This is a genomic window from Zavarzinia compransoris, assembly GCF_003173055.1.
Lineage (GTDB): Bacteria > Pseudomonadota > Alphaproteobacteria > Zavarziniales > Zavarziniaceae > Zavarzinia > Zavarzinia compransoris.
The window spans coordinates 116,460-128,581 of the sequence record NZ_QGLF01000004.1 but is presented as its reverse complement, the minus strand read 5'-3'; the positions used below and the strand labels follow the sequence as shown (position 1 = coordinate 128,581).

The window sequence follows — 12,122 nt, the reverse complement described above, 5'->3', positions numbered from 1 at the left end:
AGTTCTGCTCACAGCATGAGAAAATGAATCAGGCGCCCCGCCGCTGCATCGCCCCTTGGGTGAGGTAGAGGTCATAGGTCGCGGGGTCGTTCACGCGCATGGTGTCGCCGCCGGCGAGGCGCCGGACCTGCTCGATCCGGGTCATATGGCCGGTCTGGGTGTTGAAGGCATGGACATGGGTCCAGGACCAATAGGGATGAGCACCGTCCATCACCCGGCCCTTGCCGTCGTCATAGAGCGAATAGGCCCCGTCGAAGGAACGGAACAATTGCCCCCGCCGGTCGAAGCTGACCATGGTGATGGGCAGCATGGTGCGGAGATCGAAACGCACCTGCTTCTTCGAGATCGGCGCCCGGGGGTAGCGGACCGGCTCCGCCTCGACCGTGATCGCCTGGGGCACGAGTTCGACGACCGTATCGTAGAAGGTCTCGCCCTTCGGCCCGCCGTGGGTGCCGCGCGCCCAATTGTCGGCGGTCGAGGACCAGTTGCCGGACAGGGCGGCCAGCGCCGGGCCGGTGCCGACCACCCGGTAATTGCCCCAGGTGAGGTAGGGATCGCCCGCCGCCCAGGCATCGGAGAGATAGAGGTCGGAGCCGGGCAGCATGGGCTCGAAACGCTGGTTGGTGGGAAAGCGGCGGATGCGCTTGAACTGCGGCACGTAACCGAAGAGGTCCGGGAATTCCCGCTGGTCGTAGGGCCAGATGTTGAGGAAGGACGAGCCGCGGACATCGTCCGGCGCGGTGAAGATGATGGACTGGAAGCGCATCTTGTCTTCATGGCCGGGCAGATAGGGCTTCGGCTCCATCGCCACGCGGGCGACCGGGCTCATCTCGGCCCAGCAGCCCTCGTAACGGTAGTCGACCCTGCCGCTGGTGCCGACGTCGCATTCCTTGATGGCATAGACCGAGGCATCGTGCCGGCCCCAGGACAGGGTCTGGCCGGCAAAGGCTTCGAGCCCGTCGGTCGAGGCGGGAAAGGGATGGCCGCCGATCCAGGGCCGGCCGTCGTCGGCCCGGATGTTGCCGTCCGCATCGAGCCGGGCCCTGCCCTTGTTGCGCAGGGTCGCCTCGACGTATTCCCACGGCGACAGGCGCATGATGTCGGCGGTTTCCCGCGCCAGCACCAGGCGCCGCCCCATGTCGTGGACCTGCACGACCTGGATGGGATCGAGCAGGTCGCGGACGAGATCGACATTGCCGGCATCGATCGTATCGCCCGGCTTCAGCCGGCCCTTGCTGTAGACCTCGATCGAGAGCAATTCGTCCGGATAGGCGGCATCCGCCCGGCCGGTCCGGGCGATCGCCTGCCACAGGGGCATAAAAACCCCTGCGGTTACGGCGCCCCGGCCGAGCTGGTCGAGGAAATGGCGGCGCGAGAAGCCCCGCCCGTAACGCCCGAGATGCATCGGCGTCAGGGCGCGAAGGCGGTCAGCGGCAGCAAGGCGGGCCCGCCGGTGCCGGTCAGCAGCCCGGTCAGCGTCTCCGTCAGCCGCCCGCCCAGGGCCTGCATGACCGCGGGATCGCCAAGGCCCTGGAGCAGCGACGGCACCAGCATGCCCAGCAACTGGTCGGGCTTGGCCGCGCCGAGCAGGTAGAGCACCGGTTCCGCCGGCAGCAGGCTGACGAGGTCGCCGACCAAGGGCAGGGCGGCGACCGAATTGTCGCCGGTCGGCAGGTCGCCGATGCGCAGCGTCTCGGGCGAGAGGATTTCCGTCAGGCTGCCCAAGAGGTCGCCCAGCACCGGGACGCCGTCGAGCGGCGTGCCGGTGGAACCCGCTGGCAGGATCCCGGCCAGCAGATTGCCGAGCGGCGCCTGTTCGCCCTCGGTCGAGAGCAGGTTGCCGAGGAGATCGGTCAGGGCGGAGGCCGGATTGTCCGCGCTCGCCCCCGACAGCAGGCCGCCCCCGGTCGCGGGCGCCGGCGCCGCCTCGATCCCGCCGAAGGCGGTGCCGTTCTTCATCGCCCCCGCCGCGGCCGTGATCAGGCGCAGGCCGGTGCCGGGCGAGGCCACGAAACTGTTGGGCCGCCCCATGTTGCGGTGGCGATAGATCAGGCTCGGCCCCTCGGCCGCCGCGCCGTCGCCGGCCGCGGGCGCCTGGTCCGGCGCCCCGGTATAGAGCCTGAGCCCCAGCATGCCGACCGAACCGCCATTGTCGAACCCGCCCGCCGCATAAAGCGAGAGGCCGCTTGCCGGCGCGACCAGATATTCGACGCTGAGATCGCCGCCCAATTCGCTGGCCTCGGTATAGGAAAAGCCGCCGGCGACCCGAAGATTGGGCGAGGCGTAATAGGCCAGGCCAAGACGGCCGCCGAAGCCGCCGTCGACGATATCGCCGCTCTGGATCCCGGCCAGGGCTTCGATGGTGACCTGGTCGAGGTAGTATTCGCCGATCACCGAAACCCCGAACTGGGACGCATCGTCCACCTGCAAGGCGGTGACGGAAAGCCCGATCAGATGGCTTTCGGGCTGGCGGAAGAAGAGTTGCGCCGCGCCGCCGTAGAAGCCCGTTTCCGACGCCGCCTTGCCGACGATGCCGTCGATCTGCAGCCCCAGCCGCGACCCCAGGGGCAGGGTCAGCGACGCCCCGCCGCCATAGAGACCGCCGGATTCGTCGCCGCCACCGAAGGCTTCGATCTGGAAGCTGGAGGCGGCGACCGCGGCCCCGTCGGCTGCCGCCTGATCCTGCGCCGCCGCAAGCGATACGGCCCCGATGGCAGCCCCAAGCGATGCTGCCGCCCACAGACCCTTCCTTGTCATTCTCCCACCCCTCGCGTTCCCGCCTGTCCCCTTGGCCCGGGCTCGGGCCTGGGGCTTTCTGTTTGTGTTCGAGCCCTCGCCGCTTCGCGGGCGACGCTTCATGCTAGCGGCCGCGACAGGGAGCCGCCCTCCCCCCATAAGAAGGGATCCCGCCCCCATACGAAGGGATCCCGGCGGGCCGGCCGGTTTACAACCGATCGATCCGCTCACATGATGAGAGAATGAAGAACGATCCCGAAAGCGGCACCCTGGCCCTCGACCGCGCCCTCGCCCTTTTCGCCGCGGTCTTGCGCGACCGGGGGCGAACCTCGCTGGCCGAGATCGCCCGGGCGGAGCACTTGCCGGTTTCGACCGCGCACCGCCTGATCGCCGCCTTCGAGCGCCAGCGCCTGATCGCGCGCGGGACGCGGGGCCGTTACATTGCCGGCATGGGCCTGCTCGAACTGACGCCGGACCGGCGCCACGTCCTGGCCCAGGCCAGCCGCCCGGTCCTGCGCAAGCTGGCCAGGGCGGAGAAGCGCACGGCCCATCTCGGCATCCTGGAGGCCGAGATGGTGACCTATCTGGTGAAGGAAGCCGGCGGGCCGGCCTCCGTCTTCACCCGCGAGATGATCCAGTTCGAGGCCTATTGCACCGGCATCGGCAAGGTCCTGCTGGCCGGCCTCGAGCCCGCGCATCGCGACCGCTATCTCGCCGGCGGCCCCTTCGTCCGCCTGACCCCGACCACGATCACCGATCCCGGCGACCTGCGCCGCCATCTGGCCGATATCGCCGCGCGGGGCTTTGCCATCGACGATGCCGAAATGGCCGACGGGCTGCATTGCGTGGCGGTGCCGGTGCGCGACGGCCAGCGCCGGGTGATCGCGGCGATTTCCCTGTCCAGCACCGGCGATGCCGACGACGAGGCCCTGTTCGCCGCCCTGAAGACCGCCGCCGCCCGGATCGAGGCCCGGCTCTATCCCGGCTGATGCCGCCGTGATATTCTTGTTTTGTTCTTTGGCGGACTCGGCATCATGACGTCACCCACCCCCGCCGTGCGCAAGATCATCCATATCGACATGGATGCCTTCTATGCCTCGGTCGAACAGCGCGACGATCCCCGGCTGCGGGGCTTGCCGGTCGCCGTGGGCGGGGCGGCGGCGCGGGGCGTGGTCGCCGCCGCTTCCTACGAGGCGCGGCGCTTCGGGGTGCATTCGGCCATGCCCTCGGTCACGGCGCGGCGGAAATGCCCGGCGCTGATCTTCATCCGCCCCCGTTTCGAGGTCTACCGCGCCATTTCCGGGCAGATCCGCGCCATCCTGCTCGATTATACCGATCTCGTCGAACCGCTGTCGCTGGACGAAGCCTATCTCGACGTGACGGCGGACAAGCGGGGCATCGGCTCCGCCACCAGGATCGCCGGGGAGATCCGCGCCCGCATCAAGGCCGAAACCGGGCTGACCGCCTCGGCCGGCGTCTCCTACAACAAATTCCTGGCCAAGCTCGCCTCCGACCACAGGAAGCCGGACGGCCTGTTCGTGATCACGCCGGACCAGGGCGCCGGCTTCGTCGAAACCCTGGACATCGCGAAGTTTCACGGCATCGGCCCGGCCACGGCGCGGCGGATGCACCAGTTCGGCATCCGCAGCGGGCTGGACCTCCGGGGCGCCGAGCTCGGCTTCCTGCAACGCCATTTCGGCAAGGCCGGCAGCCATTACCACAATATCGCCCGCGGCATCGACGAGCGGCGCGTGACCGCCGACCGGCCGCGCAAATCGATCAGCGCCGAGAATACTTTCGCGGACGATCTCCACGCCCTGCCGGCGGCCGCGGCCGAACTCGCGCCCCTGGCGGACAAGGTCTGGGCCTATTGCGGCAAGACCGGCACCCGCGGCCGCACCGTCACCCTGAAAGTGAAATTCAGCGATTTCCGCCAGCAGACCCGAAGCCGCACCCAGGCCCTGCCCATCGCCGGACGCGACGAACTTCTGGTCCAGGGCACCCGCCTGCTGGAACCGCTGTTCCCGGTCCGGCGCGGCATCCGCCTGCTCGGCCTCGGCATTTCCTCGATCGCGGAGGCGGCGGGGGAAGACGCCGCGCCCCAACTGGGCCTGTCGCTGTAGCGCCTGCGGGCGTGCAGTGGTGGGCCGCGCCGCGGGCGTCACGGCACCCAGCCCGGCAGGGCCGAGGCCTGCCGGACCCAATCAGCGAATCCCGCCTCGTCGATGGGGTCGCCCTCGTGGAGATGGACATAGCGCACCTCCTTGTCCTTGGAGGCGACGGGGGGCACGGGGTGCAGCGACGTGCCGCGGAAGAAGGCGATTTTGATGTATCTGGCGAAGCAGTGATAGCTGAGAAACCAGCCCTGCCCCGCGATGCCGTAGAAGGGCGAATTCCACCGCACCGCCTTGACCACGCCGGGCATGGCGGCGATATAGGCCTGCACGGGGGCATCGCCGTCCGCCTTGGCGATCTGCGGATTGCCGCCCGAGAGCAGGACCGGCCCGGCGTCTCTTTTCCTGGCCATGCCTCCGCCCTCCCGGTCGCCGCGATTGCCCGGGGCGCATCATAGCCTATCCCCGCCCGCGCGTGTCCCGCGGCGCCACGCCGAACAGCGCGCGGTAGGCCCTTGAGAAATGCGCCGGGCTGACGAAGCCGCAGGCGACCGCAATCTCCGCCACCGTCAGCGCCGTCTGCCGCAGGAGGGAGCGGGCGCGCTCGAGGCGCAGGTTCTGGTAGTAGCGCCCGGGCCCCATGCCGAGCGCCGCCGAGAACAGGCGTTCCAACTGCCGGGGCGACAGGCCGGCCAGCGCGGCCAGCGCGTCGCGCGGCAGGGGTTCCTCGATCCGGGCCTCCATGGCGGCGATGACCCGGGCGAGGCGCGGATCGGCCAGCCCCAGGCGGTCGCCCGGGTCCATGCGCTGGGCGCTGCCGCCCTCGCGGATGCGGTTCTGCAGGAACCATTCGTTCACCTGGGCGGCAAGGCCGGGGCCGTGGTCGCGGCCGATCAGCGCGTGCATCATGTCGATGGCGGCGATGCCGCCGGCGCAGGTCAGGCGCCCCCGGTCGATCTCGTAAAGCGTGCCGGTCAGGTTCAGGCGCGGGAATTCCTCGCGGAAGGCAGCGGCATGTTCCCAATGCACCGTGCAGCGATAACCGTCCAGCACGCCCGCCCGGGCCAGGACCACCGGCCCCCCGGAGACGCCGCCGAGCCGCACCCCCTGGCGCGCCAGCAGCCGCAGCCGGGACAAGACCGCCGGCGCCTGGAAATCGATGCGGTTGCCGCCGGCGCAGACGATCAGCGTGTCGATCTCGGCCCGGCGCGGCAGGCCGCCATCGACCGCCACCGCCATCCCGGTCGAGGCCCGGACCGCCTGCCCGTCCGGGCTGAAGTGCCGCCACGCATAAAGCCCGCGCCCGGCCAGCAGATTGGCGGCCCGCAACGGCTCGACCGTGGAGGCATAGGACATGAGGGCAAAGCCCGGCAGCAGCAGGAAGCCGAAGCGGTGCGGCAGGGCTAAGTCGCTGTCAGTCATCATCATGTCGCCTACAGTCATGCCGGGCGGGGCGGGGCCGGTCAATGCTCGATCGTCACTGCCGGGGCCCTTCATGCGCCATTCGATCCTCAGCCTTGCCCTGAACGCCCTGAGCGGCCATCGCCGCTGGCAGCCGACCTGGCGCGACGCGGCCCCGAAACCCGCCTATGACGTGGTGATCATCGGCGGCGGCGGCCATGGCCTCGCCACCGCCCATTACCTGGCCAGCCGCTATGGCATCGCCAATGTCGCGGTGGTCGAGAAGGGCTGGATCGGTTCCGGCAATGCCGGGCGGAACACCACCATCATCCGCTCCAACTACCTGCTGCCGGGCAACAACCACTTCTACGAACTGTCGATGAAACTGTGGGAAGGGCTGGAGCAGGAGTTGAACTACAACGCCATGGTCAGCCAGCGGGGCATCGTCAACCTCTATCATTCCGACGGCCAGCGCGATGCCTATGCCAGGCGCGGCAATTCCATGCGGCTGCACGGCGTCGATGCCGAACTGCTGGACCGGGAACAGGTCCGGGCCATGGCCCCCTTCCTCGATTTCGACAATGCCCGCTTTCCCATCAAGGGCGGCTTGCTGCAACGCCGGGCCGGCACGGCGCGGCACGATGCGGTCGTCTGGGGCTATGCCCATGCGGCGTCCAAGCGCGGCGTCGACATCATCCAGAATTGCGAGGTGACGGGCTTCCTTCACGACGGCGGGCGGATCGCCGGGGTCGAGACCACCCGCGGCACCATCCGCGCCGCCAAGGTGGGCATGGCGGTGGCCGGCCATTCGTCGCGGGTCGCGGCCCTGGCGGGCTTCCGTCTGCCGATCGAAAGCCATGTCCTGCAAGCCTTCGTCTCGGAGGCCCTGAAGCCGCTGATCCCCGGGGTCATCACCTTCGGCGCCGGGCATTTCTACGTCAGCCAGTCCGACAAGGGCGGCCTCGTCTTCGGCGGCGATATCGACGGTTACAATTCCTATGCCCAGCGCGGCAACCTGCCGGTGATCGAGGATGTCGCCGAGGGCGGCATGGCCCTGATGCCCATGATCGGGCGGCTGCGCCTGCTGCGCGCCTGGGGCGGGATCATGGACATGTCGATGGACGGCTCGCCCATCATCGACGCCAGCCCGGTGCCCGGCCTCTATGTCAATGCCGGCTGGTGCTATGGCGGTTTCAAGGCGATCCCGGCCTCGGGGCTGTGCTTTGCCCATCTGCTCGCCCGGGGGGAACCGCACCCGACCGCCGCCGCCCTCCGCCTCGACCGGTTCGAGCGCGGCTATCTGCTCGACGAAAAGGGCCAGGGCGCCCAACCCAACCTGCACTGAGGACGGTCCGCCATGCGCCTGCCCTGCCCCTTCTGCGGCCCGCGCGACAGCGCGGAATTCGCCTATCTGGGCGATGCCGCCATCGCCCGCCCCGATGCCGCCGCCCCGGACGCGCCGCGCCTGTTCTACGAGGCCACCTACCTGCGCGACAATCCGGCAGGGCCGCACCGGGAACATTGGTATCACGCCGCCGGCTGCCGCCAATGGCTGGTGGTGACCCGCGACACCACCAGTCACGAAATCCTCGCCGCCGCCTTCGCGAGGCAGCCGTGAGCGGCCGGCGCCTGCCCCACGGCGGCCTGATCGACCGTGGCCGCCCCTTGGGCTTCAGCTTCGACGGCCGGGCCCTGACCGGTTACGCCGGCGATACGCTGGCCGCCGCCCTGCTCGCCAACGGCGTGCGCCTGGTCGGGCGATCCTTCAAGTATCACCGCCCGCGCGGCATCGTCACCGCCGGGTCGGAGGAACCGAACGCCCTGGTCGAATTGCGCGACGGCGCCCGGCGCGAGCCGAACACCAAGGCGACCACGGTCGAATTGTTCGACGGCCTCGCCGCCGCCAGCCAGAACCGCTGGCCGTCGCTGGGTTTCGATGTCGGTGCGGTCAACGGCCTGCTGTCCCCCCTCTTCGTTGCCGGCTTCTATTACAAGACCTTCATGTGGCCGGCGGCCTTCTGGGAAAAACTCTACGAGCCGGCGATCCGCCGTGCCGCCGGCCTCGGCCGGGGTGCCGGGGTGGCGGACCCGGATCATTACGAGAAAAGCAATGCCTTCTGCGATGTGCTGGTGATCGGCGGCGGGCCGGCCGGCCTTGCCGCCGCCCTGGCGGCCGGGCGGGCCGGCGCCCGCACCATCCTGGCCGACGAGGATTTCCTCTTCGGCGGCCGCCTGAACGGCGAGCGGCTGGAGATCGACGGAAAGCCCGGCGCCGACTGGGCGGCGGCGGCGGTCGCGGAACTGGCCGGCCTGCCCCATGTCACCCTGCTGCCGCGCACCACCGTCTTCGGCGTCTTCGACGGCGAGACCTATGGCGCCGTGGAACGGGTGGCGGATCACCTGCCGGTGCCCGGCCCCCACCAGCCGCGCCAGCGCCTGTGGCATATCGCGGCGCGGCGCGCGGTGCTGGCGGCGGGCGCCGTCGAGCGCCCCCTCGTCTTCGGCGGCAACGACCGGCCGGGGGTGATGAGTGCCGCCGCGGTGCGCACCTATCTGAACCGCTTCGGCACCGCCCCCGGCAGCCGCGCCGCGATCTTCACCACCGGCGACGACGGCTGGAAGACCGCCGCCGACCTTGCCGCCGCCGGCATCGCCGTCGCCGCCGTGATCGACACGCGCGACCGCATCGATCCCCTGCTGTCCGCCCTCATCGATGCGCCGGTGCTGGCCGGCGCCGCGGTCACCGCCACCAGGGGCGGCCGCTCGCTGGCCGGGATCACGGTCCGCGATGCCTTGGGCCGGCGGCAGGGGATCGACTGCGATCTTCTGGCCGTTTCGGGCGGCTGGAACCCGACCCTGGCGCTGACCACCCACCTGGGCGGCAAGCCTTACTGGCGCGACGATCTCGCCGCCTTCGTGCCCGGCGAGCGCCTGCCGCCGGGCATGGCGGTGGCGGGCGCCGCCGCCGGCCGCCTGGCCCTGGCGGATTGCCTGGCGGACGGTTTCCGCCTGGGCACCGATGCGGCGGGCGGCACCCATGCCCCGCCCCTGCCCCCGACCGGCGAGGACCGCAGCGCCGCCACCGCCCTGTGGCAGGTACCGGGCAGCAAGGGCAAGAGTTTCGTCGATTTCCAGCACGATGTGACCGACCGGGACGTGGCGCTGGCCGCGCGCGAGGGCTTCCGCTCGGTCGAGCACTTGAAGCGTTACACCACGCTGGGCATGGCGACCGACCAGGGCAAGACCGCCAATGTCAACGGCCATGCCCTGATGGCGGCGCAGACCGGGCGCGGCATGGCCGAGACCGGCACCACCCGCTTCCGCCCGCCCTTCACCCCGGTGGCGCTGGGCGCCCTGGCCGGCCACCACCGGGGCCGGCATTTCAAGCCCACGCGCCTTGCCCCCTCCCACGGCTTCGCCGCCGAACTGGGCGCCACTTTCGTCGAGGTCGGGCAATGGCTGCGCGCCCAATGGTACGCCCGCCCGGGCGAGAACGACTGGCTGGCCACCGTCAACCGCGAGGTGAAGGCGGTCCGCGCCGATTGCGGGATCTGCGACGTCTCCACCCTCGGCCGGATCGAGATCCAGGGGCCGGATGCCGGCGTCCTGCTCGATTTCGTCTATGCCAACACTTTCTCGACTCTCACCCCCGGCAAGGCGCGCTATGGCCTGATGCTGCGGGAAGACGGCTTCGTGATGGACGACGGCACCTGCGCCCGCCTCGGCCCCGATCGCTTCATCCTGTCGACGACCACCGCCAATGCCGCCAAGGTGATGCAGCATCTCGACTATTGCCGCCAGGTGCTGCGCCCCGGCCTGGACGTCCATTGCACCTCCGCGACCGAGCATTGGGCGATGTTCTCGGTCGCCGGGCCGCGCTCGTGCGCCCTGCTTCAGGAGATGCTGGGCGAGACCTTCGACGTCGCCGCCCTGCCCCACATGGGGGTGGCGCAGTTTCGCTGGGCGGGCCTATCGGTGCGGCTGTTCCGCCTGTCCTTCTCCGGCGAGCTGGCCTATGAGATCGCGGTGCCCGCGCGCTATGGCGAGGGGCTGATGCGCCGGCTCTGCGCGCTCGGGGCGACCCCCTATGGCACCGAGGCGCTCGGCGTCATGCGCATCGAGAAGGGCCATCCGGCGGGCAATGAATTGTCGGGCCAGACCACGGCCGCCGATCTCGGCCTCGGCCGGATGCTGTCGACGAAGAAGGATTTCATCGGCCGCGTCCTGGCCGCCCGGCCCGGCCTGACCGATCCCGACCGCCCGGCCCTGGTCGGCTTCCGCCCCCTTGATCGGGCGAAGCGCCTGCGCGGCGGCGCCCATTTCCTGGCCAAGGGGGCCGCCCCGGCGATCGAGAACAGCGAGGGTTACATGACCTCCGTCGCCTTTTCGCCGATGCGCGGCCATTGGATCGGCCTCGGCCTGCTGGCGCGCGGACCGCAGCGGATCGGCGAGACCGTGATCGCCCATGATCCCTTGCGCGACGGCGACATCGAGGTCGAGGTCTGTTCGCCCGTCTTCTACGATCCGGAGGGGAGCCGCCTGAATGGTTGAGATTGCGGCCCGCAGCGCCTTCGCCGGCCTGCTGCACCCGATCGGCCCCGCGCCCGCGCGCCTGACCGTCGCCGAGCGCGCCGATCTCGGCCTCGCCGCCGTCGCGCTGCGCCCCGGCGGGCGCGACGAACTGGCCCGACGCCTGCGCGCGCGCCATGGTCTCACCCTGCCGGCGGGGCCGCGCGCGACATTCGCGCCCGGCACCGCCCTGATCGCCACCGGCCCCTCGACCTTCCTGCTCGCCCGCGACGGCGGCATCGATGCCGAGGCCCTGGGGGACGATCTGGCCGGCTGCGCCACCGTCACGGACCAGAGCGATGGTTACGGCGTGCTGCGCCTGTCCGGCCCCGGCACCTTCGAGACCCTGGCCAAGGGGATCGCGGTCGATTTCCACCCCGTCGCCTTCGGCCCGGGCGGGGCGGCGGTGACGAGTTGCGCCCATATGGGCGTCATCCCGTGGCAGGTGGACGCGGCACCGACCGTCGAGATCGCCGTGTTCCGCAGCCTGGCCGGCAGCTTCTGGGATTTCCTCGCGGCAAGCGGCGCCGCCGGCGGTATCGCGGTCTAAACAGCGGCGAGATCGCGGCGCGAGAGGTCGATGATGGCATCGACCACCTTGAGGGCGGTCGCCGTCGCCTCCTCCCGCGTGACCCCCGGGGTGCGCAGCCACCATTCCGAGCCGGATTCGGCGGCGCCCATGATGGCATAGGCATAGGGGCTGACCACCCGGCGGGCGATGACCTCCGCCACGCCCGGCGGGGCGAGGCCGGCCAGGGTGATCGTGGTGATCTGGATCAGGGCGGCGCGATAGCCCCGGGCTTGATCCGTCGCCGGCCCCTCGCCGCGCATGGCGGCCAGGATCACCTGCCAGTTCGCCTTCTGCTCGTACAATTGGCCGACCAGGAGGGTGACCGTGCGGCGGAACCGTTCCGCCGGGTCGGGGACATGGGCCATGGCCATCAGGCCCGCCATCATGATCGTGCCGGTGCGCTCCACCAGCGCCGCGATCAGCCCCTGCTTCGAGCCGAAATAGCTGTAGATCATCGGCTTGGTCACGCCGCAGGCCGCCGCCACATCGTCCATCGAGGTGGCGTGAATACCCTCGGCGGCGACGATTTCCGCCGCCACCGCCAGCATCTGCGCCTCGCGCGCCGCCCGCGGCAGGCGCCGCCCGGCGGCCGGCCGGCTGATGTTCCCTGCGCTCACCGGATCCCCCGAAAGACCATTGACAGAACCTTACTCCATAGTAACTTACTTTCAAGTAATAAAGCCCGATCGGGTTGGCGCCCGGTCGAGCCGGCGGAGGAGCATCGAGCAGCC

General features: G+C 70.4%; 11 protein-coding genes. 6 read left to right on the top strand and 5 right to left on the bottom strand.

Annotation, left to right across the window (positions count from 1 at the left end; all coding sequences use genetic code 11):
- Positions 1 to 28: 28 nt before the first annotated feature.
- Together DKG75_RS14470 and DKG75_RS14465 are read right to left on the bottom strand one after the other, a co-directional pair.
- Entirely contained in the window at positions 29 to 1,405 is a 1,377-nt protein-coding gene (locus DKG75_RS14470) for a DUF1329 domain-containing protein (RefSeq protein WP_109921844.1), read from the bottom strand.
- A gap of 5 nt (positions 1,406 to 1,410) precedes the next feature.
- Positions 1,411 to 2,757, bottom strand: coding sequence for a hypothetical protein (locus tag DKG75_RS14465; protein WP_109921843.1), 1,347 nt, complete (start codon positions 2,755 to 2,757; stop codon positions 1,411 to 1,413).
- Positions 2,758 to 2,978: 221 nt separating this feature from the next.
- Here DKG75_RS14465 and DKG75_RS14460 point away from each other — a divergent pair, with 221 nt between their 5' ends.
- Together DKG75_RS14460 and dinB are read left to right on the top strand one after the other, a co-directional pair.
- Complete coding sequence (locus DKG75_RS14460; protein ID WP_109921842.1) at positions 2,979 to 3,725, top strand: IclR family transcriptional regulator; 747 nt, start codon at positions 2,979 to 2,981, stop codon at positions 3,723 to 3,725.
- Between the two features lie 45 nt (positions 3,726 to 3,770).
- Positions 3,771 to 4,859, top strand: a complete 1,089-nt coding sequence (gene dinB / locus DKG75_RS14455) for a DNA polymerase IV (RefSeq protein ID WP_109922311.1) — start codon at positions 3,771 to 3,773, stop codon at positions 4,857 to 4,859.
- Between the two features lie 38 nt (positions 4,860 to 4,897).
- Here dinB and DKG75_RS14450 read toward each other — a convergent pair whose 3' ends face one another.
- Positions 4,898 to 5,263 carry a DUF1801 domain-containing protein gene (locus DKG75_RS14450; protein ID WP_109921841.1) on the bottom strand — a complete coding sequence of 122 codons (366 nt, stop codon included), beginning with the start codon at positions 5,261 to 5,263 and terminating at the stop codon, positions 4,898 to 4,900.
- A 46-nt stretch (positions 5,264 to 5,309) separates the two neighbouring features.
- Positions 5,310 to 6,278 carry a GlxA family transcriptional regulator gene (locus tag DKG75_RS14445; RefSeq protein WP_243746607.1) on the bottom strand — a complete coding sequence of 323 codons (969 nt, stop codon included), beginning with the start codon at positions 6,276 to 6,278 and terminating at the stop codon, positions 5,310 to 5,312.
- A 67-nt stretch (positions 6,279 to 6,345) separates the two neighbouring features.
- Here DKG75_RS14445 and DKG75_RS14440 point away from each other — a divergent pair, with 67 nt between their 5' ends.
- From DKG75_RS14440 to DKG75_RS14425, 4 genes are read left to right on the top strand one after another with little or no spacing between them, the layout of a single operon-like run.
- Positions 6,346 to 7,596 (top strand): sarcosine oxidase subunit beta family protein, encoded by a 1,251-nt coding sequence (locus DKG75_RS14440; protein ID WP_109921840.1) that lies wholly within the window; start codon positions 6,346 to 6,348, stop codon positions 7,594 to 7,596.
- A 12-nt stretch (positions 7,597 to 7,608) separates the two neighbouring features.
- Entirely contained in the window at positions 7,609 to 7,869 is a 261-nt protein-coding gene (locus DKG75_RS14435; protein WP_109921839.1) for a sarcosine oxidase subunit delta, read from the top strand.
- On the top strand, positions 7,866 to 10,802 hold the full coding sequence (locus DKG75_RS14430; protein WP_243746609.1) for a sarcosine oxidase subunit alpha family protein: 2,937 nt from the start codon (positions 7,866 to 7,868) through the stop codon (positions 10,800 to 10,802). The genes DKG75_RS14435 and DKG75_RS14430 overlap by 4 nt, the downstream gene beginning before the upstream one ends.
- A complete protein-coding gene (locus tag DKG75_RS14425; RefSeq protein ID WP_109921837.1) occupies positions 10,795 to 11,370 on the top strand; it encodes a sarcosine oxidase subunit gamma in 576 nt (191 codons plus the stop codon). The genes DKG75_RS14430 and DKG75_RS14425 overlap by 8 nt, the downstream gene beginning before the upstream one ends.
- On the opposite strand, the gene DKG75_RS14420 is transcribed toward DKG75_RS14425, so the two are convergent.
- Positions 11,367 to 12,008, bottom strand: a complete 642-nt coding sequence (locus tag DKG75_RS14420; RefSeq protein WP_109921836.1) for a TetR/AcrR family transcriptional regulator — start codon at positions 12,006 to 12,008, stop codon at positions 11,367 to 11,369. The two genes, DKG75_RS14425 and DKG75_RS14420, sit on opposite strands and share 4 nt — an antisense overlap.
- Positions 12,009 to 12,122: the final 114 nt, after the last annotated feature.

Excerpts from the sequence above, each read along its gene's own strand:
- DKG75_RS14435 (WP_109921839.1), top strand. The coding sequence starts at position 7,609 with ATGCGCCTGCCCTGCCCCTTCTGCGGCCCGCGCGACAGCGCGGAATTC.
- DKG75_RS14460 (WP_109921842.1), top strand. The coding sequence starts at position 2,979 with ATGAAGAACGATCCCGAAAGCGGCACCCTGGCCCTCGACCGCGCCCTC.
- DKG75_RS14445 (WP_243746607.1), bottom strand. The coding sequence starts at position 6,278 with ATGATGATGACTGACAGCGACTTAGCCCTGCCGCACCGCTTCGGCTTC.
- DKG75_RS14450 (WP_109921841.1), bottom strand. The coding sequence starts at position 5,263 with ATGGCCAGGAAAAGAGACGCCGGGCCGGTCCTGCTCTCGGGCGGCAAT.
- DKG75_RS14440 (WP_109921840.1), top strand. The coding sequence starts at position 6,346 with ATGCGCCATTCGATCCTCAGCCTTGCCCTGAACGCCCTGAGCGGCCAT.
- dinB (WP_109922311.1), top strand. The coding sequence starts at position 3,771 with ATGACGTCACCCACCCCCGCCGTGCGCAAGATCATCCATATCGACATG.
- DKG75_RS14425 (WP_109921837.1), top strand. The coding sequence starts at position 10,795 with ATGGTTGAGATTGCGGCCCGCAGCGCCTTCGCCGGCCTGCTGCACCCG.
- DKG75_RS14470 (WP_109921844.1), bottom strand. The coding sequence starts at position 1,405 with ATGCATCTCGGGCGTTACGGGCGGGGCTTCTCGCGCCGCCATTTCCTC.
- DKG75_RS14465 (WP_109921843.1), bottom strand. The coding sequence starts at position 2,757 with ATGACAAGGAAGGGTCTGTGGGCGGCAGCATCGCTTGGGGCTGCCATC.